At 75.0% G+C, this 26,191-nt stretch carries 23 protein-coding genes; 15 read left to right on the top strand and 8 right to left on the bottom strand.

Annotated features, from left to right (window positions below; genetic code table 11):
- Window positions 1-12 precede the first annotated feature (12 nt).
- A complete protein-coding gene (locus tag NFX44_RS11585; protein WP_262283494.1) occupies window positions 13-1,305 on the bottom strand; it encodes an acetyl-CoA C-acetyltransferase in 1,293 nt (430 codons plus the stop codon).
- A 54-nt stretch (window positions 1,306-1,359) separates the two neighbouring features.
- Here NFX44_RS11585 and NFX44_RS11590 point away from each other — a divergent pair, with 54 nt between their 5' ends.
- The 7 genes from NFX44_RS11590 (at window position 1,360) to NFX44_RS11620 (ending at window position 8,567) form a co-directional block, all read left to right on the top strand.
- Complete coding sequence (locus NFX44_RS11590; protein ID WP_262283495.1) at window positions 1,360-2,718, top strand: 3-oxoacyl-ACP reductase; 1,359 nt, start codon at window positions 1,360-1,362, stop codon at window positions 2,716-2,718.
- Between the two features lie 293 nt (window positions 2,719-3,011).
- On the top strand, window positions 3,012-3,902 hold the full coding sequence (locus NFX44_RS11595; protein ID WP_262283577.1) for a MaoC/PaaZ C-terminal domain-containing protein: 891 nt from the start codon (window positions 3,012-3,014) through the stop codon (window positions 3,900-3,902).
- An 85-nt stretch (window positions 3,903-3,987) separates the two neighbouring features.
- Window positions 3,988-4,740 (top strand): NUDIX hydrolase, encoded by a 753-nt coding sequence (locus NFX44_RS11600; RefSeq protein ID WP_262283496.1) that lies wholly within the window; start codon window positions 3,988-3,990, stop codon window positions 4,738-4,740.
- Entirely contained in the window at window positions 4,737-5,711 is a 975-nt protein-coding gene (locus tag NFX44_RS11605) for a serine/threonine protein kinase (RefSeq protein WP_262283497.1), read from the top strand. Before NFX44_RS11600 ends, NFX44_RS11605 begins: the two co-directional genes overlap by 4 nt.
- A 10-nt stretch (window positions 5,712-5,721) precedes the next feature.
- Window positions 5,722-6,678: a hypothetical protein gene (locus NFX44_RS11610; RefSeq protein ID WP_262283498.1), complete on the top strand. Its 957-nt coding sequence runs from the start codon at window positions 5,722-5,724 to the stop codon at window positions 6,676-6,678.
- The gene (locus NFX44_RS11615; protein ID WP_262283499.1) at window positions 6,675-7,925 is read left to right on the top strand and encodes an adenylosuccinate synthetase; all 1,251 of its coding nucleotides are present in this window, start codon (window positions 6,675-6,677) and stop codon (window positions 7,923-7,925) included. The genes NFX44_RS11610 and NFX44_RS11615 overlap by 4 nt, the downstream gene beginning before the upstream one ends.
- A gap of 24 nt (window positions 7,926-7,949) precedes the next feature.
- Window positions 7,950-8,567 (top strand): DedA family protein, encoded by a 618-nt coding sequence (locus NFX44_RS11620; protein ID WP_262283500.1) that lies wholly within the window; start codon window positions 7,950-7,952, stop codon window positions 8,565-8,567.
- 8 nt (window positions 8,568-8,575) lie between these two features.
- On the opposite strand, the gene NFX44_RS11625 is transcribed toward NFX44_RS11620, so the two are convergent.
- Window positions 8,576-9,223: a response regulator transcription factor gene (locus NFX44_RS11625; protein WP_262283501.1), complete on the bottom strand. Its 648-nt coding sequence runs from the start codon at window positions 9,221-9,223 to the stop codon at window positions 8,576-8,578.
- Window positions 9,220-10,374, bottom strand: coding sequence for a sensor histidine kinase (locus NFX44_RS11630; RefSeq protein WP_262283502.1), 1,155 nt, complete (start codon window positions 10,372-10,374; stop codon window positions 9,220-9,222). Before NFX44_RS11630 ends, NFX44_RS11625 begins: the two co-directional genes overlap by 4 nt.
- A 160-nt stretch (window positions 10,375-10,534) precedes the next feature.
- Here NFX44_RS11630 and NFX44_RS11635 point away from each other — a divergent pair, with 160 nt between their 5' ends.
- Entirely contained in the window at window positions 10,535-11,209 is a 675-nt protein-coding gene (locus NFX44_RS11635) for a DedA family protein (RefSeq protein ID WP_262283503.1), read from the top strand.
- On the opposite strand, the gene NFX44_RS11640 is transcribed toward NFX44_RS11635, so the two are convergent.
- Window positions 11,184-11,822: a TetR/AcrR family transcriptional regulator gene (locus NFX44_RS11640; protein ID WP_262283504.1), complete on the bottom strand. Its 639-nt coding sequence runs from the start codon at window positions 11,820-11,822 to the stop codon at window positions 11,184-11,186. The genes NFX44_RS11635 and NFX44_RS11640 overlap by 26 nt on opposite strands.
- Before the next feature lie 77 nt (window positions 11,823-11,899).
- Between NFX44_RS11640 and NFX44_RS11645 the strand changes: the two genes are divergently transcribed.
- From NFX44_RS11645 to NFX44_RS11660, 4 genes are all read left to right on the top strand, one after another.
- Window positions 11,900-12,352, top strand: coding sequence for an SCP2 sterol-binding domain-containing protein (locus NFX44_RS11645; protein WP_262283505.1), 453 nt, complete (start codon window positions 11,900-11,902; stop codon window positions 12,350-12,352).
- A 1-nt stretch (window position 12,353) separates the two neighbouring features.
- A complete protein-coding gene (locus NFX44_RS11650) occupies window positions 12,354-13,568 on the top strand; it encodes an acyl-CoA dehydrogenase family protein (protein ID WP_262283506.1) in 1,215 nt (404 codons plus the stop codon).
- A gap of 183 nt (window positions 13,569-13,751) precedes the next feature.
- Window positions 13,752-15,317 (top strand): AMP-binding protein, encoded by a 1,566-nt coding sequence (locus NFX44_RS11655; RefSeq protein ID WP_262283507.1) that lies wholly within the window; start codon window positions 13,752-13,754, stop codon window positions 15,315-15,317.
- A gap of 97 nt (window positions 15,318-15,414) precedes the next feature.
- Window positions 15,415-16,983 (top strand): N,N-dimethylformamidase beta subunit family domain-containing protein, encoded by a 1,569-nt coding sequence (locus NFX44_RS11660; protein WP_262283508.1) that lies wholly within the window; start codon window positions 15,415-15,417, stop codon window positions 16,981-16,983.
- A 72-nt stretch (window positions 16,984-17,055) separates the two neighbouring features.
- Here NFX44_RS11660 and purD read toward each other — a convergent pair whose 3' ends face one another.
- The 3 genes from purD to NFX44_RS11675 all read right to left on the bottom strand — a co-directional run bounded on the left by purD (window position 17,056) and on the right by NFX44_RS11675 (window position 20,757).
- Complete coding sequence (purD, locus tag NFX44_RS11665; RefSeq protein WP_262283509.1) at window positions 17,056-18,303, bottom strand: phosphoribosylamine--glycine ligase; 1,248 nt, start codon at window positions 18,301-18,303, stop codon at window positions 17,056-17,058.
- Between the two features lie 40 nt (window positions 18,304-18,343).
- Window positions 18,344-19,264 (bottom strand): type IV toxin-antitoxin system AbiEi family antitoxin domain-containing protein, encoded by a 921-nt coding sequence (locus tag NFX44_RS11670; RefSeq protein ID WP_262283510.1) that lies wholly within the window; start codon window positions 19,262-19,264, stop codon window positions 18,344-18,346.
- 203 nt (window positions 19,265-19,467) lie between these two features.
- Complete coding sequence (locus NFX44_RS11675; RefSeq protein ID WP_262283511.1) at window positions 19,468-20,757, bottom strand: adenylosuccinate synthase; 1,290 nt, start codon at window positions 20,755-20,757, stop codon at window positions 19,468-19,470.
- A gap of 122 nt (window positions 20,758-20,879) precedes the next feature.
- Here NFX44_RS11675 and NFX44_RS11680 point away from each other — a divergent pair, with 122 nt between their 5' ends.
- Window positions 20,880-21,878 carry an acylglycerol kinase family protein gene (locus NFX44_RS11680; RefSeq protein WP_262283512.1) on the top strand — a complete coding sequence of 333 codons (999 nt, stop codon included), beginning with the start codon at window positions 20,880-20,882 and terminating at the stop codon, window positions 21,876-21,878.
- A 76-nt stretch (window positions 21,879-21,954) separates the two neighbouring features.
- Window positions 21,955-24,222, top strand: a complete 2,268-nt coding sequence (locus tag NFX44_RS11685; protein WP_262283513.1) for a chromosome partitioning protein — start codon at window positions 21,955-21,957, stop codon at window positions 24,220-24,222.
- Between the two features lie 49 nt (window positions 24,223-24,271).
- Here the strand turns inward: NFX44_RS11685 and NFX44_RS11690 are convergent, their stop codons facing one another.
- On the bottom strand, window positions 24,272-24,700 hold the full coding sequence (locus NFX44_RS11690; RefSeq protein WP_262283514.1) for a DUF3151 domain-containing protein: 429 nt from the start codon (window positions 24,698-24,700) through the stop codon (window positions 24,272-24,274).
- A 262-nt stretch (window positions 24,701-24,962) separates the two neighbouring features.
- Here NFX44_RS11690 and NFX44_RS11695 point away from each other — a divergent pair, with 262 nt between their 5' ends.
- Window positions 24,963-26,174, top strand: a complete 1,212-nt coding sequence (locus NFX44_RS11695) for an LOG family protein (protein WP_262283515.1) — start codon at window positions 24,963-24,965, stop codon at window positions 26,172-26,174.
- Window positions 26,175-26,191 lie beyond the last annotated feature (17 nt).

Consider the following 26,191-nt stretch of genomic DNA (forward strand, 5'->3'; position numbering starts at 1 on the left):
CGGGCGTCGGCGTCAGCGCTCCAGGATCGCGGTGACGCCCTGCCCACCGGCCGCGCAGATGGAGATCAGGCCGCGCCCGCTCCCCTTCTGGTCGAGGAGCTTGGCCAGGGTCGCCACGATCCGGCCGCCGGTGGCCGCGAACGGGTGCCCGGCGGCCAGCGAGGACCCGTTGACGTTGAGCCGGTCGCGGTCGATCGCGCCGAGCGGCGCGTCCAGGCCGAGCCGCTCCTTGCAGAACTCCGGCGACTCCCAGGCGGCCAGGGTGGCCAGCACCTGCGAGGCGAAGGCCTCGTGGACCTCGTAGTAGTCGAAGTCCTGCAGGGTCAGCCCGGCCCGGGCCAGCATCCGGGGCACCGCGTACGCGGGGGCCATCAGCAGGCCCTCGTCGCCGTGCACGAAGTCCACGGCCGCGGTCTCGGACCAGGAGAACCAGGCCAGCACCGGCAGGTGGTGCTCCCGCGCCCACTCCTCGGACGCCAGCAGCACAGTGGACGCCCCGTCGGTGAGCGGCGAGGAGTTGCCGGCGGTCATGGTGGCCGCCTCGGCGTCCGGGCCCTTGGCGCCGAAGACCGGCTTGAGCGAGGCGAGCTTCTCCAGGCTGGTGTCCGGGCGGAGGTTCTGGTCGCGGGTGAGCCCCAGGTAGGGGGTCATCAGGTCGTCGAAGAACCCCTTCTCGTACGCGGCGGCGAGCCGCTGGTGCGAGCGGAGCGCCAACTCGTCCTGGGCCTGCCGGTCGATGTTCCAGCGCAGCGCCGTCTTCGCGGCGTGGTCGCCCATCGACAGCCCGGTGCGCGGCTCGGCGTTGCGCGGGATCTCCGGCTTGAACGGCTGGAGCGGTCGGAGCTTGGCGGCGAGCTTGAGCCGCTCGCCGAGGGCCCGGGCGGAGTTGAGCTGGATCAGGGTCCGGCGCAGGTCCTCGTTGACCGCGAGGGGCGCGTCGGAGGTGGTGTCGACGCCGCCGGCGATGCCGACCTCGATCTGCCCGAGGGCGATCTTGTTGGCGACCAGGATGGCGGCCTCCAGACCGGTGCCGCAGGCCTGCTGGATGTCGTACGCCGGGGTGTGCGGGTCGAGCCGGGAACCGAGCACCACCTCGCGGGTGAGGTTGAAGTCCCGGGAGTGCTTGAGCACGGCGCCGGCCACCACCTCGCCGACCCGCTGCCCGGCCAGCCCGAACCGGGCGACCAGCCCGTCCAGCGCCGCGCCGAGCATGTCCGCGTTGGACGCGTGCGCGTAGCGCGAGTTGGAGCGGGCGAAGGGGATGCGGTTGCCGCCGATCACCGCGACCCGCCGGACACTCTGCACGATCGGCCTCCTCGAAGCTGTTGCCCGAACCCTACTCGCCAGTAGGCTACGCCTATGACCGACAGGTACGCGAGCTTCGTCCAATCGGGGGCCGGCCGCGCGCTGGTCAAGCGCCTCGGGCTGCCCGACCCGCCCCGCCTGCGCCGGCACACGCCGGGCGACCCGCTCGTCCCCGGGCCGGTCCTGCTCGGCTCGTCGACCGGTGGCCGGCTCGCCGAGCCGGTGGGCAAGGTGCTGACCGCCGCCGGGGTCGAGCTGGTCGACCCGGCCGCCGTCACCGACGCCACCGCCGGCTTCGCGGCCCTGGTGTACGACGCCAGCGGCATCGCCGACTCCACCGGCCTGCGCCAGCTCTACGACTTCTTCCACCCGCAGGCCCGGGCGCTGCTGCCCAGCGGCCGGGTGATCGTGCTGGGCACCCCGCCGGCCGAGTGCGGCTCGCCCCGGGAGGCCACCGCCCAGCGTGCGCTGGAGGGGCTGACCCGCAGCATCGGCAAGGAGTTCGGCCGTGGTGTGACGGCCCAGCTCGTGTACGTCACGAAGGACGGCGACGCCGGCACCCCGGTCAGCCTGGAGTCCACCCTGCGCTTCCTGCTCAGCGGCCGGTCCGCGTACGTCTCCGGGCAGGTGATCCGGGTCGGCGCCGGGACCGCCGCCGCGCCGGCCGACTGGGACCGGCCGCTGGACGGCCAGGTGGTCCTGGTCACCGGGGCGGCCCGGGGCATCGGCGCGGCGCTGGCCCGGGTGCTCGCGCGGGACGGCGCCTCGGTCGTCGCGCTGGACATCCCGGCCGCCGGTGACGAGCTGGCCGCGGTGGCCAACGAGATCGGCGGCAGCGCCGTGCAGCTCGACCTGACCGCCGCGGACGCACCGACCCGGCTGGCCGAGCACCTGGCGAGCCGGCACGGCCGGGTCGACGTGGTGGTGCACAACGCCGGCATCACCCGGGACAAGACGCTCGGCCGGATGGACGCCGACCGCTGGGACTCGGTGATCGACGTGAACCTCTCCAGCCAGGAGCGGATCAACGACGTGCTGCTGGAGCGGGACCTGATCCCGGCCGGCGGCCGGATCGTCTCGGTCTCCTCGATCGCCGGCATCGCGGGCAACCGGGGCCAGACCAACTACGCGACCAGCAAGGCGGGGGTGATCGGCCTGGTCGACTCCCTCTCCCCGGTGCTGCGCGAGCGGGGCATCAGCCTGAACGCGGTCGCACCCGGCTTCATCGAGACCCGGCTGACCGCCCGGATCCCGCTGATGATCCGTGAGGCAGGCCGGCGGATGAACAGCATGGCCCAGGGCGGCCTGCCGGTGGACGTGGCCGAGACGATCGGCTGGCTGTCCTGGCCGGCGAGCGGCGCGGTCACCGGCAACGTGGTCCGGGTCTGCGGCCAGAGCCTGCTGGGGGCGTGATGGCGCGGCGGAAGCAGCGGCCGGAGGAGCCGGCCGAGGAGCTGTCGGTGCACGAGCTGATCGAGGGCCCGACCCAGGACCTCACCTCGGCCCGCGCGGCGCTCGCCGCCCGGGACGCCCCGGAGCCGCCGGTCGAGGCGACCCAGGACCTGTCCGCGCTGGCCCCGGACCGCACCCAGGACCTGTCCGCGCTGACCCAGGACCGCACCCAGGACCTGTCCGCGTTGGCCGACGACCGCACCCGCGACCTGTCCGGCGCGGCCACCGCGGTCACGTCGGGCGGCGCGGCCACCCTGGTCGCTCCGGAGCGCACCGGGCCGGACGGCCGCCTGCGCCTGGACCTGCCGCGGCTGCCGGCGCCGGGGGCGCTCTACCGGCGGGCCCTGCTGGGGGCGCTGCCCGGCATGGGTGGCCGGCGCCGGCCGGACGTGCCCGCCGTGGAGCTGGCTGTCTCCGGTGTGCCGGTCGACCCGGCCCACCTGGCGGACTACGACCGGGTCTGCGGGTTCCGGCTGGCCGACCGGCTGCCGGCGACGTACCTGCACGTGCTGGGCTTTCCGCTGTCGCTGCGGCTGATGACCGCGCCGGAGTTCCCCATCCCGCTGACCGGGGTGGTGCACGTGGCGAACCGGATCATTGTGCACCGGCCGGTCGAGGTCGGCGAGACGGTGGACTTCCGCACGTACGCCGAGAACCTGCGCCCGCACGAGCGGGGCCGGCAGCTCGACGTGGTGCTGGTCGGCTCGGTCGGCGGGGAGGAGGTCTGGCGCGGCGTCTCGACGTACCTCGGGAAGCAGCGCACGGCGGGCGGCGGCCCGCGGCCCGACCGGGGTGACCGCCCGACCCCGCCGGCCGCCTCGGCGCACTGGCGGGTGACCCCCCGGGTGGGCACCGACTACGCGCGGGTCTCCGGCGACCACAACCCGATCCACACGTCCCGGCTGGGCGCGCGGCTGTTCGGCTTCCCACGCCCGATCGCGCACGGCATGTGGAGCAAGGCGCGCTGCCTGGCCGCGCTGGAGAGCCGGCTGCCGGAGGCCTACACGGTGGAGGTGGCGTTCAAGCTGCCCGTGCCGCTGCCGTCCACGGTGGCCTTCAGTGCCACGGCCACGGGCCCGACCTGGGACTTCGCGCTGCACGACGCGCGGCAGGGCCGGCCGCATCTGGTGGGCACCGTCCGCTGAGGAAAGAGGGGCTTGAGGTCCCCTCTTTCGTGCGCTAAGTTGTTCTCGGATTGAGTTGTTCTCAAGATGAGAGAGACGGGACGCCGTGAACGAGCAGGACTTCCTGGCCGCGTACGACCCTCGGGACTACCCGGCGGTCGCCGTCACCGTCGACGTGGTGGCGCTGACCATCCGCGAGGGCGCTCTGCACGTGCTGCTGATCCGCCGGGCCGCCCCGCCCTACACGGGGCACTGGGCGCTGCCCGGCGGCTTCGTCCGCCCCGACGAGGACCTCGCCACCGGCGCCCGCCGCGAGCTGGCCGAGGAGACCGGGCTCGGCGGCGAGCGGCTGCGCCGCGTCCACCTGGAGCAGCTCGCCACCTACGGCGGGCCCGACCGGGACCCGCGGATGCGGGTGGTCTCGGTCGCCCACCTGGCCTTCGCCCCCGACCTGCCCGACCCGGTCGCCGACACCGACGCCGACGACGCCGTCTGGCTGCCGGTGACCGCGCTGACGAGCCGGCAACTCGCCTTCGACCACGGCCGGATCATCGACGACGGGCTGGAGCGGGCCCGGTCCAAGCTGGAGTACACGCCACTGGCCACCCGCTTCCTCGAACCCGAGTTCACCATCACCGAGCTGCGGGCCGTCTACGAGACGGTCTGGGGGCACCCGCTGCACGCCGGCAACTTCCACCGCAAGGTGCTGTCCGTGCCCGGCTTCGTGGAGAGCACCGGCGCCAGCACCGAACGCGGCGGCGCGCGCGGCGGGCCCCGGGCCAAGCTCTACCGGGCCGGCGACGCCCGGCTCCTCCACCCGGCGCTCCTGCGCCCCGCCCGGGAGGAGACGGTGCGGTGAGGACCGAGGAGGCCATCCGGCTGGTCGCCACCGCGCGCGGCGACGCCGACCTGTTCGGCACCGACGCGCCGGCCCGCCGCTACCGCGAGCTGGTCACGGCCCTGCACCCCGACCGGCTCGGCGCGCTCGACCCGGGGGTACGCGCCGCCGCCACCGACGCGCTGATGACGGTGACCGCCCGCTGGCGGGGCGGCCGCGACGCCCACCTCGGCGACTACGCGTTGCGCCGGATCGCGTACGTCGGGGACCTGGCCGACCTCTACGACGTCGGGCGTGACCGGCTGCTCAAGCTGCCCCGCGATCCGGCCGACAACGACCTCATGGCCCGCGAGGCGCGCGCCCTGCGCCGGATCGCCGAGCGGGGCGACCCGCGGCACCTGCCCTACGTGCCCCGGCTCGTCGACCACCTGCCCGTCCAGGACCCGGCGACCGGCGCGGAACGGCTGGTCAACGTGGTGGCCGCGGCACCGGGGCTGCACAGCCTCGACGAGGTGCGCCGCGCGTACCCGGACGGGGTGGACCCGCGCGACGCGGCCTGGATGTGGCGGCGGCTGCTGGTCGCCCTCGGCCTGGCCCACCGGGCCGGGGTGGTGCACGGCGCGGTGCTCCCCCGGCACGTGCTCATCGAGCCGGACGCGCACGGCGTGGTCCTGGTCGACTGGTGCTTCGCGGTGGTCGGCGAGGGCGCCGTCCCGGCGCTGGTCCCCGGGCACGAGGAGTGGTACCCGGCCGAGGTGACCGCGCGGCGGCCCGCCGGCCCGGGCACCGACCTGGCCATGGCCGCGCGCTGCATGACCTGGCTGATGGCCGACCGGGCCCCGCGCGAGCTGCGCGCCTTCGCGGCCGGCTGCCGGCGCCCGAAGCTCGCCGCGCGTCCCGACGACGCCTGGCGGCTGCTCGGCGAACTCGACGAGGTGCTGGAACGCCGCTACGGCCCCCGCACCTTCCGACCCTTCACCCTCAATCCCTAGGGAGGCTGCCATGGGCAGCGGAATCTGGTCCACCGACGTGTACGACGCCGCCGACCGCTACCGGCGGGCCACCGGCGCGAGCGCCTTCTCCTACAGCGACAGCGGGGCGCGCACGGTGCACCCCGCGCTCGACCCGCGCGGCGCGGTCCGCGAGAGCCGCGACTCGGACGAGCACCCCCGGTCGACGCCCATCGCGGTGCTCTTCGACGTGACCGGCTCGATGGGGCACGTGCCCCGGGTGCTCCAGAGCAAGCTCCCGCAGCTGCTCGGCCTGCTGCTCCGGCAGGGGTACGCCCGCGACCCGCAGCTGCTGTTCGGCGCGATCGGCGACGCCACCTGCGACCGGGTGCCGTTGCAGATCGGCCAGTTCGAGTCCGACAACCGGATGGACGACGACCTCGGCCGGATCGTGCTGGAGGGCGGCGGTGGCGGCCAGATGACCGAGTCGTACGAGCTGGCGCTGTACTTCATGGCGCGGCACACGGTCACCGACAGCTGGGCGAAGCGGGGGCGGCGCGGCTACCTGTTCATCATCGGCGACGAGCTGGCGTACCCCCGGGTGGACCGGCGGCAGGTGGCCCGGCTGATCGGCGACGACCTGCGCGAGAACGTGCCGCTGCGGCAGATCGTCGACGAGGTGACCCGGCGCTGGGACACCTACTACCTGCTCCCGGCCGGCAGCGCGTACGCGGGCAGCCGCAAGGTGCTCGACTTCTGGCGGGACCTGCTCGGGCAGCACGCCGTCGAGCTGGACGACCTCGACGCGGTCTGCGAGACCATCGCGCTCACCGTCGGCCTCGGCGAGCAGGCCGTCGACCTGGACACCGGGCTGCGCGACCTGGACCGGGCCGGGTCGACGGCCGGCCCGACCGTCTCCCGGGCGCTCGCCCGCCTCGGCGGTGACCGGCGCGCGGTGGCCACGCTGCCGTTCGCCCCGACCGACGGCAGCGGGGTCACCCGGCTGTGAGCCACGTGATGGTGGTCGACCTCGGCTACGGCGACGCCGGCAAGGGCACCGTCGTCGACTGGCTCTGCGCGAGCCGGCCGGTGCACACGGTCGTCCGGTTCAACGGGGGCGCGCAGGCGGCGCACAACGTCGTGCTGCGCGACGGGCGGCACCACACGTTCGCGCAGTTCGGCTCCGGGACGTTCCGCCCCGGCGTCGGTACGCACCTGTCGCGGCACGTGGTGGTGGACCCGCTGGCGCTGGCCGCCGAGGCCGACCACCTCACGGCGGTCGGGGTGCCCGACGCGCTCGACCGGCTGACCGTGGACGGGGAGGCGCTGCTGGCCACCCCGTACCACCGGGCCGCCAACCGGGCGCGGGAGATCGCCCGGGGAGCCGACCGGCACGGCTCCTGCGGGCTGGGGGTGGGCGAGGCGGTCGCGTACGGCCTCGCCCACCCCGACGAGGCGCCCCGGGTGGCGGACTGCCGCCGCCCGGCGGTGCTGCGCCGGCGGCTCACCGCGCTGCGGGACCGGCTCACCGCCGAACTCGGCCCGCTGGACGCCCCGCCGGTCGAGGACTGCCTGCCCGCGTACGCCGGGTTCGCCGACCGGGTGGCGATCGTCGAGCGGACGTGGCTGTCCGGGGCGCTCCGGGCGGGGACCTGCGTCTTCGAGGGGGCGCAGGGGGTGCTGCTGGACGAGTGGCACGGCTTCCACCCGTACACCACGTGGAGCACCACCACCTTCGCCAACGCGGAGGCACTGCTCGCCGAGGCCGGGCTGGCCGGGAGCGGGCAGCGGCTCGGTGTGCTGCGGGTGACCACCACCCGGCACGGCCCCGGGCCGCTGGTCACCGGGGACCCGGCGCTGCCGTTCACCGATTCGCGCAACCCGACCAATCCGTGGCAGGGCCGGTTCCGGTTCGGCCACTTCGACGCGGTCGCCCACCGCTACGCGCTGGAGGTGGCCGGCGGGGTGGACGGGCTGGCCCTCACCCACCTCGACCTGGCCGGTCCGGCCCTCCGGATCTGCCGCCGCTATGAGACCGCCGACCGGCTCGTCCCGGGCCCGCCCGGTGACCTGGACCGCCAGGCCGCGCTCACGGCCCGGCTGCTCCGGGCCCGCCCGGTCCTCGACGAGGCGCCCGCCGACTGGCCGGCGGCGGTGGCGGCCGAGCTGGGCACGCCGGTGCTGCTCACCTCGCACGGGCCGACCGCCGAGGACAAGCTGCCCGCTCTGGCCGGAGCCGTTTCCGCACCCCGCTGACACCCCACCACCGAGCATGGGTGCATGGGGGACGTGCTCGACCTGCTGCACCAGACGGTGACCTCGCCGTGGGCGTACCTGGTGATCATCGTGGTCACCGCGGTCGACGCGTTCTTCCCGGCGGTGCCGGGCGAGACGGTGGCGATCACCGCCGGGGTCTTCGCGGCCGGCGGGGAGCCGAACGTGCTCGGCGTGATCGTGGCCGCCGCCTTCGGCGCACTGCTCGGCGACAACATCTCCTACGCCATCGGGCGCGGCGGGGGCGCGCGCCGGCTGGCCCGGCTGCCCGTCGACAGCCGCCGCCGGGCGAGCTCCGAGTGGGCGCGCCGGGCGGTCGACCGGCGCGGCGGCGTCATCCTGACCACCTCCCGGTACGTCCCGGGCGGCCGGACCGCGGTCACCCTGACCATGGGCGCGGTCCGCTACCCGTTCCGCTCCTTCCTCATGTACGACGCGCTGGCCTGCGGCACCTGGGGCATCTACTGCGGCCTGCTCGGCTACTTCGGCGGGCTGGCCTTCGCGCACAACCCGGTCCAGGGCCTGCTCGCCGGGGTCGGCATCTCGGTGGCGGTCACCGGCCTGTTCGAGCTCGCCCGCTGGGCACGCCGCCGCGCCCGCGCCCGGGCCGCCGCCCGCCACTGAGCGGCGCCCTACTCCTCCAGCAGGTCGGCGTCGTGGACCAGGATGGCGAGCTGGACCCGGTTGGCCACGTCGAGCTTGGCCAGCGCGCGGCTGACGTGGGTCTTCACGGTGGCCTCGCTCGTGCCGAGCCGGCGGGCCACGTCGGCGTTCGCGTCGCCGCGGGCCACCTCCCGGACGATCGCCGCCTCCCGGTCGGTGAGCCGGGCCAGCCGCTGCCGGGCGGCGTCCCGCCGGGCCGGGCCGCGCTCCGCGAACGAGCTGATCAACCGTCGGGTCACCGTCGGGGCGAGCATGGCGTTGCCGGCCGCCACGGTCCGCACGGCGGCTGCGAGTTCCCGGGGCGGGGTGTCCTTGAGCAGGAAACCGACCGCGCCGGCGCGCAGCGCGCCGTGCACGTACTCGTCCTGGTCGAAAGTGGTGAGCATGACGACCTTCGGGCCCGCGGCGACGATCAGCGGTGCGGCGGTCAGCCCGTCGGTGCCGGGCATCCGCACGTCGAGCAGCACCACGTCGGGACGCAGCCGCACGGCGGCGGCGAGCGCCTCGGCCCCGTCGGCCGCCTCGCCCACCACCGCGATGTCGGGTGCGGCCTCCAGGATCAGCCGCAGACCGGCGCGGACCAGCTGCTCGTCGTCGGCGATCACGGTGCGGATCATGTGGGGTCCTCCAACGGCACCAGCGCCCGCAGCAGGAAACCGCCGTCGTCGGTCGGGCCGGCCGACAGCCGCCCGCCGGCCAGCTCGACCCGCTCGCGCAGCCCCACCAGGCCGAGCCCCGCGCCGGGCAGGGCGGTGCCGGGCCGGGCGGACGGCCCGTTGCGGACGGCGGCCTCGATCCCGTCGGGCAGGTGCCGCAGGCGGACCGTGACCGCCGCGGCCGGGGCGTGCTTGCGGACGTTGGTCAGCCCCTCCTGGACAACCCGGTGCACGGTCCGGGCCACCCCGCCGGGCACCGGCTCGGGCGTCCCCTCGTCCCGCCGGTCCACCCGCAGGCCGGCCGCCCGCGACTCCCGGATCAGCTCGTCGACCGCGTCGAGGCCGGTCGGCGGAAGCGGGGTGCCGTCGCCGGCCCGCTGGCGCAGCACGCCCAGCACCTCGCGCAGGTCGGTGAGGGCCGCCCGGCCGGTGGAGCGGATCAGGGCGGCCGCCTCGACGGTGGCCGGCTCCGCGGCGGTCACCTCCAGCGCCCCGGCGTGCACCACCATGAGCGAGACGCGGTGCGCCACCACGTCGTGCATCTCCCGGGCGATCCGGGCCCGCTCCTCGGCGCGTACCCGGTCGGCGCGCGCCTCCTGCTCGCGTTCCAGGCGTTCGGCGCGGTCCCGCAGGGCGGCCAGCGTGTCCCGCCGGGCGCCGATCCACAGGCCGGCGACCAGCGGGAAGACCACCACCCAGGCGAAGAGCACCGCGGCGTTGGCGCCGGTGGCGGTGGTCAGCCGGCGCTCACCGCCGACCGCGATGCCGACGGCCACCCCGAGCAGGGCGACTCCTCCCGCACCGAGCAGGTACGCGGCGAGGCGCCGGCCGCGCAGCGCGACCCCCGCCCGCCAGGAGGCCAGGACGGCGGCCGGGGAGGCGGCCAGAACGAGCCAGCCGACCGCCGCCGCGGCGACCAGCGGCCAGCGGCGGGCCGCGACGGCGGCGGCGCCCGACACCAGCGCCACGACCAGAATCAGCAGGCGGGGCAGCGGCGAGCGGACGCCCAGGGCGCCGGTGGCCGACGCCCAGGTGCTGGCGGCCACCAGCGCGGCGAGCAGGAGCGGCGTGTGCCGCTCGGCCCGCCGCAGCAGGGCGACGCGGGTGGTCACCCGGCGAGCCTAGGCCGGGCGGGCGCGCGCCGGGGCGTACCTCCGGGAGGGTTGGGGGCCGACCCCGACGGCCCCTCGGGGTACGACGCGACGAAAGTAACCGTCGCCGGGCGACCGATGGCAGATGGCCGGGACGGCCGGCGCGACCAGCATCGGGGCCATGGATTCCGTGCTCGACCTGCTCCACCAGACCATGTCCTCGCCCTGGGTCTACCTGGCGCTGTTCGCCGTCGCGGTGGTCGACGGCTTCTTCCCGGTGGTGCCGAGCGAGACCGCCGTGATCACGGCCGGGGTGTTCGCCGCGACCGGCCAGCCCGACCTGCCGCTGGTGGTCGTGGTGGCCGCGTTGGGCGCACTCGTCGGCGACCACGTGTCGTACGCGATCGGCCGCCACGGCGGCGGCCGGCTGCTGGCCCGGCTCCCGGCGCCCGCTCGCGGCGCGGCGTCGGACGAGTCGGGCCGGCACGGTCGTGGGAGCCGGCGGCGGGCCGCGGTGGAGCGGGCCAGGCGGGGCATCGCGGCGCGCGGCGGACTGATCCTGGTGGTGGCTCGCTACATCCCGGGTGGACGGACGGCGGTCACCCTGACCATGGGCGCGACCCGGTTCCCCCGGCGGCGGTTCCTCGCCTTCGACGCGCTGGCCGCGCTCTCTTGGGGCGTCTACTCGGCGCTGGTCGGCTACCTGGGTGGGCTCGCCTTCGAGCGGGACCCGGTCCGCGGGTTGCTGCTCGGGCTGGGGCTGGCGCTGACCCTGACCGCCGTCGTGGAGTCGGTGCGCTGGGCGCGCGGCCGGCGGGTGCGGTCCCGGGTCAGCCGGCCGGCGGGTGCCAGGTGACGCCGCGCAGCAGCTGGTCGGCGCCGAGCCAGGCCACGTTCATCATCCGGGTGGCGGTCTTCTCCGGGTCCGCCTCCGGGTGGTCGGCCAGCCAGTCGGCCAGCGACTCGGTCGCACCGACCAGGGCGTACGCGACGACCTCCAGGTCGGTGGCGCCGACCTCGCGGCCCTTGGCGCGCAGCGCGTGGTCGAGCATCCCGGCGACCACCTCGACCAGCCGGCCGCGCATGGTGGCCAGCTCGGCGGCGAACGGCTGCTCGCCGCGGGCCTGCCGGTAGAGCACCGCCCAGCCGTCCCGGTGCGCGCCGACGAAGCCGAAGAAGGCGCGCAGCCCGCGCCAGAGCCGCTCGTCGGCGGGCAGGTCGGGGGCTGCCGCCCCGGCGATGGCCTCCATCATCCGGGTGCCCTCCCGGTGCAGGCAGGCGACGAAGAGCTCCTCTTTCGTGCCCAGGTACGCGTAGACCATCGGCTTGGAGATGCCGGCGTCGTCGGCGATCTCGTCCATGCTGGCCGCGTGGAAGCCCCGGCGGGAGAAGACCTTGACCGCCGCGTCGAGCATCTGCTGCTCGCGCACGGCGCGGGGGAGGCGCTTGAAGGTCGGCGTGTCGGACACCCTTGCGAGCATACCTACTCGTGCGTAGGGTTACGCCTGAGTAACCAAAGTCGGCTCGCCCGAGAGGTGCATCCCCCATGAGTGACTTCGACCCGGCCAACTTCGCGAACGTCGGCCCGAAGGAGTTCGCGCAGCTGGTCAAGTCCACCCCCGACGACAAGCTCGCCGAGATCATGTCCGGCGACCTGCGCGGCAAGATCCTCAGCGAGGTCTTCAACCGGATGCCGTCGCTGTTCCGGGCCGACCGGGCGGGCTCCACCAACGCGGTCATCCACTGGAACATCACCGGTCGCCCCGACGGTGGCACCGACACCTACGAGATCGTCATCGAGAACGGCACCTGCGCCGTCTCGGAGACCCCGACCCGGGACCCGAAGCTCAGCCTCACCATGGGCCCGGTCGAGTTCCTGAAGATCGTCTCCGGTGGCGGCAACCCGGTCATGATGTTCATGACCGGCAAGCTGAAGGCCAAGGGCGACCTGGGCCTCGCCGCCAACATCGCCAACCTGTTCGACATCCCCAAGGCCTGACATGGCCGAGTTCTCGCTCGACCTGAACGAGGAACAGCGGGACCTTCGCGACTGGGTGCACGGCTTCGCCGCCGAGGTCGTGCGCCCGGCCGCAGCCGAGTGGGACGCCCGGGAGGAGACGCCCTGGCCGATCATCCAGGAGGCGGCGAAGGTCGGCCTGTACGGCTTCGAGTTCCTCGCCACCTGCTGGGCCGACCCCACCGGGCTCTCCCTGCCGATCGCCAGCGAGGAGCTGTTCTGGGGTGACGCCGGCATCGGCCTGAGCATCTTCGGCACCTCGCTGGCCGTCGCCGCCATCTACGGCGCCGGCACCCCCGACCAGCTCGTCGAGTGGGTGCCGCAGTGCTTCGGCGACGTCGACCAGCCGGCGGTCGCCGCGTTCTGCACCACCGAGCCGGAGGCCGGCTCCGACGTCGGGTCGATGCGCTCCCGCGCCGTCTACGACGAGGCCACCGACGAGTGGGTGCTGAACGGCCAGAAGGCGTACGCCACCAACGGCGGCATCGCCGGCGTGCACGTGGTCACCGCCTCGGTCGAGCCCGGCCTGGGCTCGCGGGGGCAGGCCGCGTTCGTCGTACCGCCCGGCACGCCGGGGCTCACCGCCACCCGCAAGCTGCGCAAGCTCGGGCTGCGCGCCTCGCACACCGCCGACGTCTTCCTCGACGACGTCCGGGTCCCGGGGCGCTGCCTGCTCGGCGGCAAGGAGGCGCTCGACGAGCGGCTGGCCCGGGCCCGCACCGGCCAGCGGGCCTCCGGCCAGGCGGCGATGCGCACGTTCGAACTGTCCCGCCCGACCGTCGGCGCGCAGGCGCTCGGCGTGGCCCGCGCCGCGTACGAGTACGCCCTCGACTACGCCAAGGAACGGGTCCAGTTCGGACGGCCGATCATCGAGAACCAGGCGGTCGCGTTCGCGCTCGCCGACATGAAGATGGAGATCGACGCGGCCCGGCTGCTGGTCTGGCGGGCCTCCTGGATGGGTCGCAACAACCGGCCGTTCACGGCGGGCGAGGGCTCGATGTCCAAGCTCAAGGCCGGCGAGGTGGCCGTGTCCGTCACCGACCGGGCGGTCCAGCTCCTCGGCGGCGCCGGCTTCCTGCGCGACCACCCGGTCGAGCGGTGGTACCGGGACGCCAAGATCTACACCATCTTCGAGGGCACCTCCGAGATCCAGCGGCTGGTCATCTCCCGGGCCATCTCCGGCATGCAGATCCGCTGATCGCCGGCGGACCCCGACTCGACCCGCGACGGCACCGCCGTGCCGGGCGTACCGCCGTCGCGGGTCGGGCCGCCGGCCCCCGTTCCGGATCCCGACGGGCTGCGCAACTGATCACGTGAGCTGGGCGCCGAGCCGCGGCGGGTGCATGATCGGAAGAACACGAACGCGAAGGAGGGTTGCGACTTGGACCTGCCGTTCATCGTCGCCACGCTGACCCGACGCGGACTGCTCAACCCGGGCCGCCCCATCCGGGTGGCCACTCAGCTCAACGCCCTGCGCCGGTGGGGCTGGAGCCTCGCCGGAGAGCTGCGCCAGGCCGCCGCGCGCGACCCCGGGCGGACCGCCGTCGTCGACGAGCACGGCGCCTCCCTGACCTACCAGGAGCTGCTGGACCGGTCGGAACGGCTGGCCCGGTCGCTGCGGGCCGGGCTCGGCGTGCAGTCCGGCGACCGGGTGGGCGTGCTCTGCCGCAACCACCACGGCCTCATCGAGGCGATCGTCGCCGCGATGCTGCTCGGCGCCGACGCCGTACTTGTCAACACCGGCCTCTCCGCGGCACAGCTGGCCACCGTGGCCGAGGAGCAGGGCCTGCGCGTGCTGGTGCACGACGCCGAGTTCGCCGAGCGGGTCCTCGGCCTTCCCGCCGATCTGCACCGGGTCGACGAGCGCGGCCAGGAGGAGCTGATCGCCGGCGCGCTGCCCGGAGACCAGCTCAAGCCGCCGGAGCGGGACGGCCGCACCATCGTGCTCACCTCCGGCACCACGGGCGCCCCCAAGGGCGCCCGCCGGCCCACACCGCACGGCTTCGGCCCGCTGGTGTCCATCATCGACCGGATCCCGCTGCACGTTCACGACACCGTGCTGATCGCCGCGCCGATCTTCCACACCTGGGGGTACGCCGCCCTCCAGGTCTCGTTCGCGCTGCGCGCCACGATCGTGCTGCACCGCCGGTTCGACCCGGCCGCCACGCTGGCCGCACTGGCCGGGCAGCCCTGCGACGCGCTCTTCGCCGTACCGGTGATGCTGCAACGGCTCATGGAGGTGCCGCCCCCCGAGCCCCGGCCACCACTCAAGGTGGTGGCGGTCAGCGGCTCCGCCCTTCCGGGCGGCCTGGCCACCGCCTTCATGGACCGCTTCGGCGACGTCGTCCACAACCTCTACGGCTCGACCGAGGTCTCCTGGGCCTCCATCGCCGGCCCGGCCGAGCTGCGCGCGGCCCCCACCACGGCGGGCCGCCCGCCGCACGGCACCCGCGTCGAGATCGTGAACGACGCCGGCGAACCGGTCCGGGACGGGCGGGTCGGCCGGATCTTCGTGGGCAACGAGATGCTCTTCGAGGGCTACACCTCGGGGGACGGCCGGGAGCGCCGCGACGGCCTGCTGGACACCGGCGACCTGGGCCGCATGAGCCCGGAAGGGCTGCTCTTCGTCGACGGGCGGGCCGACGACATGATCGTCTCCGGCGGCGAGAACGTCTTCCCGTCCGAGGTGGAGGATCTGATCGCCCGGCTGCCGCAGGTCCGCGAGGTCGCCGTGATCGGCGTCCCGGACCCGGAGTACGGCCAGCGGCTGGCCGCGTTCCTGGCCCTGCACCCCGGTGAGGCGCTCGACCCGGAGGCGGTCCGGGAGTACGTCCGGCACTACCTGGCCCGCTTCTCCGTGCCGAGGGACGTGGTGTTCGTGAAGTACCTGCCGCGCAACGCCACCGGCAAGGTGCTGGGCCGGGAACTCCGCCGCTACTACGCCTGAGCGGTCCCACAGGGGACAGACGGAGCCCCCCGGCCGGTGGTACTTTCCGTGCGCCGGCTGCCCCGGCAGTGACTCTCATCCCCTCCGGGAGCTGCGCATGGTGCGACTCCGTCGGCGCTGGGCCCTGGGCCTCCTCCTCGGTGGTGTCTCCGCCACCGCGCTCGGCGCCGGCGAGCCCGTACTGAGCCAGCGCCGCACCGGCCCGCCCACCCGCCGCCAGACCCCACCCGTCCCGGTGGAGAACCGCGCGGCGGGCGAGCCCTGGTGGCCGCGGGGCGACATCCGGTCCGCCGACGACCGGCAACGGCAGATACAGGGGTACGCCTCGACGACCAGCCTCGCCCCCGGCGAGTCCGTCGACTTCCACGTCGCGGTCAACCCGGCCTGCCCGTTCCGGATCACCGTGCACCGGCTCGGCTGGTACCGCGGGGCCGGCGCCCGGACCATGCTGACCAGCCCGGAACTCGACGGCACGCCGCAGCCGGTGCCGCCCGCCGACCCGGCCACCGGGGCGATCGCCTGCCGCTGGCCGGTGTCCTGGACCCTCCGCATCCCCGAGGACTGGACCTCCGGCCTCTACCAGGCGGTCTTCACCTCCACCGACGGCTGGCGCGCGTGCACCCCGTTCGTGGTGCGCGACGACCGGCGGGCCGCCGCGCTGTGCGTGGTGCTGCCGGTGACCACCTGGCAGGCGTACAACCAGTGGCCGCTGGACGGGCGGGCCGGCAAGAGCCTCTACAACGGCTACACGGCCAGCGGGCGGCGCGCCCCGGCCCTGCGGGCGCGCGAGGTCTCCTTCGACCGCCCGTACGCCGACGCGGGCCAGCCGACCCAGTTCAGCCGGGACCAGGACGCCGTCCAGTGGCTGGAGCGCGAGGGCTACGACGTCAGCTACGCGACCAGCTTCGACCTGCACTCGGGGCGGCTCGACCCGTCCCGGCACCGTGGGCTGGTGTTCTGCGGGCACGACGAGTACTGGTCGGCGGAGATGCGCCGGGCCGCCGAGGCCGGGCTGGCCGGCGGCACCAGCCTCGCCTTCCTCGGCGCCAACAGCGTCTACTGGCACATCCGGGTGCGCCCCTCGGCCCACGGCTGTCCCGAGCGGATCGTCGCCTGCGCCAAGACCACCCCCGACCCCGGCGAGGACGCCGCCGGGCCGACCGTGACCTGGCGCGACCTGGACATCCCCGAGCAGGCCCTGCTCGGCGTCCAGTACAACGGCATCGTCGCCGCCCCGCAGCCGCTGGTGGTCCGGTCCGCCAGGCACTGGGTGTGGGCCGGCACCGGAGTGGCCGACGGCGACCGGATCCCCGGGGTCGTCCAGGGCGAGGCGGACGGCGTCAACTCCGCCGCCGCCCGGCCCGGCGGGCTCCACGAGACCCTGCTCAGCGGGTCGCCGTACCCGGCCCGGCAGGGCGGGCAGCGGACGCAGAGCACCCACGTGTACGAGACGCCCCAGCGCGCGGTGGTCTTCGCCACCGGCACGCTCGGCTGGACGATGGCGCTGAACCGGCGCGGGCACCGCGACGAGCGGATCCAACGGGCCACCGCCAACGTGCTCGACCGGATGGTCGGCCGCACACCCGTCCGCCCGGCCTCGCCGGGCAGAACCGGCATGGAGACGGCGGGTCAGCCGGCGGTCTCCCCCGGCGCGACGAACCGCTGACGCCCGGGCCGGCGGCTCGGTCGCGGCCCCACCAGCCCTGCCCGGCCCGGCCGATGGTCGTTGGCTATCCGGTCAGGCGGGAAGGTCGATCCGGCCGTCCACGGCGGCGGCGGCGATGTCGGAGCGGTGGTGCGAGCCGGCCAGCTCGATGCCGCGTACCAACTCGTAGGCGGCGTCCCGCGCGGCGGCCAGGGTCGGGCCGGTGGCCGTACCGCAGAGGACCCGGCCTCCGGCGGAGCGCAGGCTCCCGTCAGGGTCGCGGCGGGTGCCGGCGTGGATGACCCCGGCGCGGTCCGCGCCGGTGATCACGTCACCGGTACGCGGCGCCGCCGGATAACCCTCGGCCGCCACCACGACGGTGACCGCCGCGCCGTCGCGCCAGCGCAGCGGCGGGTGCGCGGCCAGCGTGCCGGTGGCGGCGGCGTGCAGCAGCCCGGCGAGGGGCGTCTCCAGCAGGGCGAGCACCACCTGGGTCTCCGGGTCGCCGAAGCGGGCGTTGAACTCGATCACGCGCGGGCCGGCGGCGGTGATCGCCAGGCCCACGTAGAGCAGGCCGGCGAACGGGGTGCCCCGCCGGCGCAGCTCGGCCAGCGTCGGGTGCACGACGTCGCGCATCACCTCGTCGACCAGGCCGGGCGGGGCCCAGGGCAGCGGCGCGTACGCGCCCATGCCGCCGGTGTTCGGCCCGGTGTCGCCGTCGCCGACGCGCTTGAAGTCCTGGGCGGGCAGCAGCGGCACGGCGGCCTCGCCGTCGGTGACCACGAAGAGGGAGACCTCGGGACCGGCCAGGTACTCCTCGATCACCACCCGGCCGCACTCCTCGGCGTGCCGCTCGGCGGCGGCGCGGTCGTCGGTCACCACGACGCCCTTGCCGGCGGCCAGCCCGTCGTTCTTCACCACGTACGGGGCGCCGAACTCGTCCAGCGCCCGGCCGACGCTCTCCGCGTCGGCGCAGGTGTACGCCCGGGCGGTCGGCACGCCGGCCGCGGTCATCACGTCCTTGGCGAAGGTCTTCGAGCCCTCCAGCCGGGCCGCCTCGGCCGACGGACCGAAGGCCGCGATGCCCTTGGCGCGCACCGCGTCGGCAACCCCGGCCACCAGTGGCGCCTCCGGCCCGATCACCACCAGATCCGCCGCCACCTCGACGGCGAGCGCCGCCACCGCCGCCGGATCGGCGCCGTTCACGTCCCGCAACTCCGCCACGCCCGCGATCCCCGGATTACCGGGAGCCGCGACCAGCGCCGAGACAGAGGGATCGCCGGCCAGTCCGAGCGCGAGCGCATGCTCCCGCCCTCCACCACCCACAAGAAGAACCCGCACGACCCCGCATCCTACTGACCACCCCGCCCGCCCCCGTCGATCATGAGGCGCCGCGCCCGGATGGTGGTCTCCGCGCGTTGACGGCCTGTCGGACCACCCAGGGGATGTAGTCGGGGCGGAGGGTGTCGGCCCAGGTGAAGCGCAGCACCGTCCAGCCGGCGTTGACCAGGCGATTCTGCCGGTGCCGATCGGCGTAGAGCGCGGTCGGCCCGCCATGCGCCCGTCGGCCGTCCGCCTCGGCGATGACCCGGGCGGCGCGCCAGGCCAGGTCACCGAGGCCCAGCAGGTAGCCGTCGCCGTCGCGGACCTCCACCTGAAGGGCGTCCGGCGGGATCCGGCCGTCAACGCAGCGAAGTCGGGTACGCGTCTCCAGCGGCGACTGGGCCAGGCCGTTCGCCTCGGCGAGGTAGCCGCGTGCGGCGACTGCGCCACGTCGCCCGCGGAGCAGCGACGGGATCAGTTCGAGGTCGCCCGGCTCGAGCAGGTGTCGGTTCAGGGCGGAATCCAACAGCGAGACTGCCTGGTACCGGTCCTTCCGCAGCACGAGATCTGCCACCGTGCGCAGCGGACTGGTCGCCATGACCCCGGCCACACACCTGATCTGGCCGGACCCGATGACACACTGGTGCACGACCACCTCGGGATGGGACGCACGGGCCGGTCGCGCCGCAGCTCCCGGCACCGACAGGTGGATCACGTCGCTGCGCGGCAGTCCCTCGATGCGGTGCAACTCGGCTGCGGTGCCGAGCACTGCCGTGGCGCCCGGACCGAACGAGGCGACTGCCGCTCTGATCCGCGCACGTCGGGGGATGTCGTCGTAGGCGTCCGCGTCGACCAGATAGCCGCCACGGGCCAGGGGCCGCCACCGACCCGCCCGGCACATGCGCTGCACCTCGTGCACGCTGAAGCCGGCGGCACGCGCCTGAGCCAGCGTCACCACACCGTCTCGAGCCGCGGCCACTCGCCGCACGATCGCCAGAGCATCCACAACCCGGCAGGATCCACCGCCCCGCCGGAACTTACGACCCCTGTGGACAACCCTGTGGACACAGACAACATCCGGCAGGGTTGATCATGAAGTTATTGCTACCGATTTCGGCGTGTCGGAGCAATAACTTCATGATCACCGGGGCGACGGCGGCGCGGGAGGGCCTGGTGGGTGGGTTACGGGAGGAGGGGGTGGCGGATTACGTTTTCTTCGCGGCCCGGGCCTACGCCTACGATGCTCACCTTTGTGCCGCAGAGTTCCTCGATGCGGGCGATGTAGCGGCGGGCGTTCTCCGGGAGCTCCGCCTCGGTGCGGGCCTTGGTGATGTCTTCCCACCAGCCGTCGAGCTCTTCGTAGACCGGGGTGGCGTGGTGGAACTCGGTCTGCGTCATCGGCATGTCGTCGAAGCGCTTGCCGTTGATCTCGTAGCCGACGCAGATCGGCACCTTGGGCATGCCGGTCAGGACATCCAGCTTGGTGATGACCAGGTCGGTGACGCCGTTGAGGCGGCACGCGTACCGGGCCACGACGGCGTCGAACCAGCCGGTGCGGCGCTCCCGGCCGGTGGTGGTGCCGTACTCGTGGCCGACCTTGCGCAGGTGCTGGCCGTTGTCGTCGAACAGCTCGGTCGGGAACGGGCCGGAACCCACCCGCGTGGTGTACGCCTTGCTCACCGCAATGACCTTGGTGATCGCGGTCGGCGGGATGCCCGCGCCCACGCACGCTCCGCCCGCCGTCGGGTTCGACGAGGTGACGAACGGGTAGGTGCCGTGGTCCATGTCGAGCATGGTCGCCTGGGCGCCCTCCAGCAGGACCGTGTCGCCGCGGTCCAGCGCGTCCCAGAGCATGACCCGGGTCTCCGCGATGTACGGCCGCAGCCGCTCCGCGTACCGGAGGTATTCCTCGACGGTCTCGTCGACGTCGATCGCCTTGCGGTTGTAGACCTTGAACAGCAGCTGGTTCTTCTCGCGGAGCGCCAGCTCCAGCTTCTTGCGCAGGATGCCGGGGTCCAGGAGGTCCTGGAGCCGGATGCCCATCCGGGCGACCTTGTCCCCGTACGCGGGGCCGATGCCCCGGCCCGTGGTGCCGATCCGCGAGCTGCCCAGGTAGCGCTCGACGACCCGGTCCAGCGCCCGGTGGTGCGGCATGATGAGGTGCGCGTCACCCGAGATCCGCAGCCGGGACACGTCCACGCCCCGCTCGGCGAGACCGTCGATCTCCTCCAGCAGCACCTTCGGGTCGACCACGACGCCGTTGCCGATGACGATCATCGCGTCCGGCGACAGCGCGCCGGACGGCATGAGGTGCAGCGCGTACTTCTGGCCGTCCGGGGTGATCACCGTGTGGCCGGCGTTGTTGCCGCCGGAGTAGCGCACGACGTAGTCGACCCGCTCACCCAGCAGGTCGGTAACCTTGCCCTTGCCCTCGTCGCCCCACTGAGCGCCGATGAGCACGATCGCTGGCATCTTTTCCGCCTCCAGAAGGCTCGGGTGCCAGGTGGCGACCGGTCGGCGAGCCCGGGGTGTCAGGCTAACAAGTAGTGACGGCGGGACCGGCAGGGGTTCGTCGAGAAGCAGGAGGCTCCTTCGTGTACGACGTGGTGCTGCTCACCCTCGGCTCGGAGCGGGACGCTCCCGGTGGAGGCTGCGGCAGCGGTGGAGCCTGCTGCGGTGGCGCCTCGGAGGCGGCCGGCGAGCAGCCGGGGGAGCGGTGCGAGACGCCGCGCGTACCGGTGCTGGCCTGCGCGGACGCGCTCACCGCCCGGGGTGCCCGGGTGGAGACGGTGACCGCCCGCTCGGACGCCGAGATCGACGAGGTGCTGGCCCGCCTCGACGGCCCACCCCGCGCCGACGGCCTCACCTGGCCGGACCCCGACTCCAAGACCCGGCTGGTCGTCGCCACGGCCAGTGACGGGCAGTTGCGCGCCGTGCTGCGCCGGCTGGTGCGGAGGTACGCTCCGCCGCCCAGCCGCCGCCCCGCCGACCTGCCCGACAACCGGACGGTGCCGGACCTGCCGCCGGTCGGCGTACTTCCGCTCGACCCGGCCCGGTCCGGGACGGCGCGGGATCTGGCCGCGCAGCTCGGCCTGCCCCGCGACCCGGCGGCGGTGGCCGCCGCGGTGCTGGACGGCACTGCCCGCCGGCTCGACCTGCTCCGCAACGACGGTGGCTCGGTCACGCTGGACGGCGCGCTGCTCGGGGCGGCCGACGACGCGGGCCGGCCGCTGCACTGGCGGGCCCGGATCGAGGTCGACGGCACGGTGCTCAGCAACGGCGAGGAGCCGATCATGGCGTGCGCGATCGGCAACGCCGGCGGGTACGCGCGCCTGGACGACGTGGTGCTGCTCGCCGACCCGGACCCGTCCGACGGCCGGGTCCAGGTGGCGGTCGCCGTGCCCGTGGTCACCCGGTCCGCGCTGGGCCGTAAGAGGGTACGGCTGGAGGTGCGCCGGGCGCGTGGCCGGGCGGCGGCGGTCGTGCCCCGCGACAAGAAGCTGCCCTTCCTCGACGACGGCGTCGAGGGCGAGCTGAGCCGGAAGCGGTCCTGGTGGACCGAGCCGGGCGCCTGGGCGGTCTGGACGGCCTGACCTCCGTCGATCCCCCCGCTCGGGCCACCCGGCTGACCGGACGGCCTATCCTCGGCGGGAGGAATGGGGAGGAACCGTGGTGCACGAGAACGCCGACCGGGCCCACGTGCCAGGTCAACCGCAGGTGCCGGAGCGGGACGTCGAACCGCTCTGGCCGCCCGAGCAGACCGACGGGGGCGTGACCGCTCCGCCGTGGGCGGCCCCGGCCCAGCCCAACGTGGCGGCCTGGCCCGTCCCGCCCGCCTGGCCCACGCCGTCCCCGGCCGAGCCGGCGCCCTCGACGGCCGACGGCACGGAGGTCGGGGCACCGGCGGGCGACGCGGTGCCCGCGCCCCACGCGGCGCGGGCCCCGGTCGACCTGGATCTCCCGTTCACCCTCGACCAACCGGCCGCGGCCGCCCCCGGGGTCCCCGCTCCTCGGACGGCCGCCGCCCACCCGGGCGACCCCGCCGGCGCGGATGGTGCGGCCGGCGCGGACGCTGCGGCCGGCCCGCAGGCCGGTGTCGGGACGGACGCCGAGGCCGCCCCCGTGCAGGCCGCCGCCCCGGATGGCCCCGTCGAAACGGCCAACACGGACGGCGCATCCGGCGCGCCGGAGACCACGCCGGAGACGGCGGGTGCGACCTCGGCGGACACCTCGGCCGGCACCGACGGGACGCCCGGCGAAGCGGACGCGACCTCCGGCGAGCGCCGGGCGGAAACGCAGCCGATCGGCCGGCCGGAGTCCCCCTGGGCTCAGCCCCCGCAGCGCTCCACCGCAGACGCGTCCACGCCGCCGGCCCACCCCGGGCCGGTCCCGCCCACCCAGGCCGCCGCACCGGCGACCCCGGTCCACCCGCCCGAGCCGCCTGCCACCACTCCGTCGACCCCGGCCCACCCCGTGCAGCCGCAGGCCACGGGCCCGGCCCACCCTGGGGCCACCGACCCCGCCACCCCCGTTCACCCGGGGGAGCCGAACCACAGCACCCAGGGACACGCCGGGGAGCCGGACAACCCGACCGCCGCAGCGGCAGCGACCGGCACCGCCGACCCGGCGCAGCCCGGCCCAACCGCGCCCGACCCGGGGCAGCCTGCGGTCGGGACCGCGCAGGTCGGTCCCGACCGCCCGGCCGAGGGTTCGCCGCCGCGGCTCGGCCCGTTCCCACCCTCGCCGGGCGTACCTCTCCAGCAGCCCTACGGCGACGGGACGGGGTACCCGCCGGGTCCGGTCGGCTACGGGCAACCGGCGCCCCAGGCCGGCGCACCGGGCTGGTACCCGCCGGCCTGGCCCCAGCAGGCCGGCCCGCCCCCGCAACCGGGCGCACCCCAACAGCCGCCCGTACCCCCACAGCCCGGCCCTCAGCAGCCCGGCCCGCACCAGGCCGGGCCGCAGCAGCCCGGCGCGTACCCGGAGCAGGTCTGGACCCCGGCGAGCGGTGCCCCACCGACGGCGGAGGACTTCGCCCGGCGGCGGCAGGCCCGGCCGGTCGACCCGGTGGCGACCATGGGCGTCCGGGCGGTGGTCAACAAGATCGGGCTGGTCCGGCTCGCGCCGGGGCGGCAGGAGCAGGAGATGCGGCGCGACATCGAGATGGTGCGCCGGAACTTCGGCGGCCTGCGCCAGGTGACCGTTGTCAACCCGAAGGGCGGCGCCGGCAAGACGGTCGCCATCCTGCTGCTCGCCATGACCTTCGGCCAGAAGCGCGGCGGGTACGTGCTGGCCTGGGACAACAACGAGACCCAGGGCACCCTCGGGATGCGGGCCCAGCAGGACTTCCACTCCCGCACCGTGCGGGACATGCTGCGTGACCTGGGCCAGTTCCAGGGGCCCCACGGCCGGGTCGGCGACCTGTCGCAGTACGTCCGCTCGCAGGGCGAGGGCATGTTCGACGTGCTCGCCTCGGACGAATCGGCGACCGGCGGCGAGATGCTGACCGCCGCCGCGTTCGCCGAGATCCGCGAGGTGGTGAGCCGCTTCTACAAGCTGATCTTCGTGGACACCGGGAACAACGTCCGGGCGCAGAACTGGCAGGCCGCCATGGACGCCACCGACCAGCTGGTGGTGACCATGTCAGCGCGCAACGACTCGGCCGAGACCGCCGCGCGGATGCTCGACCACCTGGAGCAGAGCGGCCGGCAGCGGCTGGTCCGGCAGGCCGTGACGGTGGTGTCGATGCCACCGTCCCGCAAGGAGATCGACCTGCCGGCCATCCAGGAACACTTCGCCGCCCGAACCCGGGCGGTGCTGCTGGCACCGTACGAGCGGCTCATCGACACCGGCGAGCCGATCCGGTACGGGCAGCTCTCCTCGGCCACCCGGGACGCCTGGCTGAAGATCGCGGCGTCGGTGGCGGAGGGGCTGTAGCGCGAGCGTGACGGCCGGCTCCCGCGCGGAGAGCCGGCCGTCGCCCGCGTCAGTGGCTGGCCAGGGCGTCTCCGGCGGCCGGGTCGCAGTCCCGGAGGAACTGGGCGCAGCGCGCCGCCTCGTCCGCCTCACCGATCTCGCCGGCCGCCCGGGAGAGCACGTAGAGGCAGCGGAGGAAGCCCCGGTTGGGCCGGTGCGACCAGGGCACCGGGCCGTGGCCCTTCCAGCCGCTGCGGCGGAGCTGGTCGAGGCCCCGGTGGTAGCCGGTGCGGGCGTACGCGTACGCCGGGATGACCTGGCCCGCGTCGAGCGCCCGGGTGGCCAGCGCCGCCCAGCCCGCGCTGTAGGTCGGGAAGCGGGCCGCGACCTCGGCGTACGCCTCGTCGGTGTCCTGCTCGGCGGCGGCCGCCAGCATGGCGTCGGCCTCCTCGTGTGCGGGGAGCAGGGTGGCCGGTGGCTCAGGCAACAGGTTCTGCATCGCCCCATTCAACCCGCTTCGCCCTGGGGTACGCGAGGGGGTCCGGCCAGCCGGTCGGCTGAACGGCTGAGGGTTTCGTCACGCCTGCGGTGTGCCACCCACGTACCCGCGGCCCATGCCGGGGCGCGGGTTTTTCCACTACAACTACAGATCCGGAGCCTCCCCAGGACCGGGTAGTGCAGGAGCCCGGCGGCCTGGCCACCGGGCTCCTGTCCGTGCTCCCCACGTTTGCCGGCTTGCCGCCCGGGGGCAGGATGGTCGGGTGCCGACCCCACCACCCGCGGACGTCATCGAGCCGCACGCCACCCGCACCGACGAGATCGAGACCCGGACCGAGTTCGACCGGCGGCTGGCCGAGGGGACCCTCGCCGGCGTGACCGTCCAGGGCCTCCGCCTCGACCTGGACCCGGTCCCCGACCTGCGCGGCGCCGAGGTCGCCGGCACGCTCTTCGTGGGCTGCCGGTTCGCCGACCGCGAGGTCGGCGCGGACCTCGTCCGCCGGGGCGCGAACGTCGTCCCACCTTTCTCCGGGCTGCCCTACCCGACGCAGCCGTCCCACCTCTACACCGCCGACGACCTGGCCGCCGGCTTCGCCGAGGGCGGGTTCGCCGGGATGTACGACACCCGGGTGTACGCGCACTTCCGGGCGCACGGCGGCGCCCTGCCCGACGTGCGGGAGGCGCTCGGCCAGCGGCTGCACGACCACGGGGTGGACAACGCCCTGGCCGACGCCACCCGGGCCTGGCTGGCCGTGCACGGGCCGCAGTCGGTGGTGGGCGTGATGGGTGGGCACGCGGTGCCGCGCGGCAGCGCCGCGTACCGGATGGCGGCCGTGCTGGGTTGGGAGCTGGCGCGGGCCGACCGGCTGGTGGTGACCGGCGGCGGCCCCGGCGTGATGGAGGCGGCGAACCTGGGCGCGTTCCTCGCGGCCTGGCCGGCGGAGGATCTGACGGCGGCGATCGACCTGCTGGCCACCGCGCCCGACTTCAACGACCACGACCGCTACACGGCCGCGGCGCTGTCGGTCCGGGCCCGGTACGCGGCCGGCCCGTCCCTGCCCACGCCCCGCCCGGCGGCGCCTGGCACCGAGTGGGCCCGCTCGGGCGGCCTGGCCATCCCCACCTGGCTGTACGGGCACGAGCCGGCGAACCTGTTCGCCGGCCGGATCGCCAAGTACTTCTCGAACGCCATCCGGGAGGACACCATCCTGCGGCTGGCCCGGGGCGGGATCGTCTTCGCGCCCGGCCGGGCCGGCACGGTGCAGGAGGTGTTCCAGGCGGCCACGAAGACCTTCTACGGCACCGACGGGGCGAGCGGCGCGTACGTGTTCCTGGACCGGACCTACTGGACCACCGAGCTGCCGGTGGAGTCGCTGCTGCGGCCGCTCTTCGCCGCCTCCCCGTTCGGCGACCTGTCGGCCACGATCCACCTCACCGACGACGCCCGCGAGGCGGCACGGATCCTCACCGCGTGAAAGGAGGGGCCCCCTGT

The sequence above is a fragment of the Micromonospora sp. MA102 genome, assembly GCF_025460765.1.
GTDB classification, from domain to species: Bacteria; Actinomycetota; Actinomycetes; order Mycobacteriales; family Micromonosporaceae; genus Micromonospora; species Micromonospora halotolerans.

Bases quoted from the DNA above. Each gene is read 5' to 3' on its own strand.
- NFX44_RS11635 (WP_262283503.1), top strand. From the start codon at position 10,535: ATGGATTCCGTGCTCGACCTGCTCCACCAGACCATGTCCTCGCCCTGG.
- NFX44_RS11625 (WP_262283501.1), bottom strand. From the start codon at position 9,223: ATGATCCGCACCGTGATCGCCGACGACGAGCAGCTGGTCCGCGCCGGT.
- NFX44_RS11690 (WP_262283514.1), bottom strand. From the start codon at position 24,700: ATGCAGAACCTGTTGCCTGAGCCACCGGCCACCCTGCTCCCCGCACAC.
- NFX44_RS11590 (WP_262283495.1), top strand. From the start codon at position 1,360: ATGACCGACAGGTACGCGAGCTTCGTCCAATCGGGGGCCGGCCGCGCG.
- NFX44_RS11660 (WP_262283508.1), top strand. From the start codon at position 15,415: ATGGTGCGACTCCGTCGGCGCTGGGCCCTGGGCCTCCTCCTCGGTGGT.
- NFX44_RS11675 (WP_262283511.1), bottom strand. From the start codon at position 20,757: ATGCCAGCGATCGTGCTCATCGGCGCTCAGTGGGGCGACGAGGGCAAG.
- NFX44_RS11650 (WP_262283506.1), top strand. From the start codon at position 12,354: ATGGCCGAGTTCTCGCTCGACCTGAACGAGGAACAGCGGGACCTTCGC.
- NFX44_RS11620 (WP_262283500.1), top strand. From the start codon at position 7,950: ATGGGGGACGTGCTCGACCTGCTGCACCAGACGGTGACCTCGCCGTGG.
- NFX44_RS11610 (WP_262283498.1), top strand. From the start codon at position 5,722: ATGGGCAGCGGAATCTGGTCCACCGACGTGTACGACGCCGCCGACCGC.
- NFX44_RS11645 (WP_262283505.1), top strand. From the start codon at position 11,900: ATGAGTGACTTCGACCCGGCCAACTTCGCGAACGTCGGCCCGAAGGAG.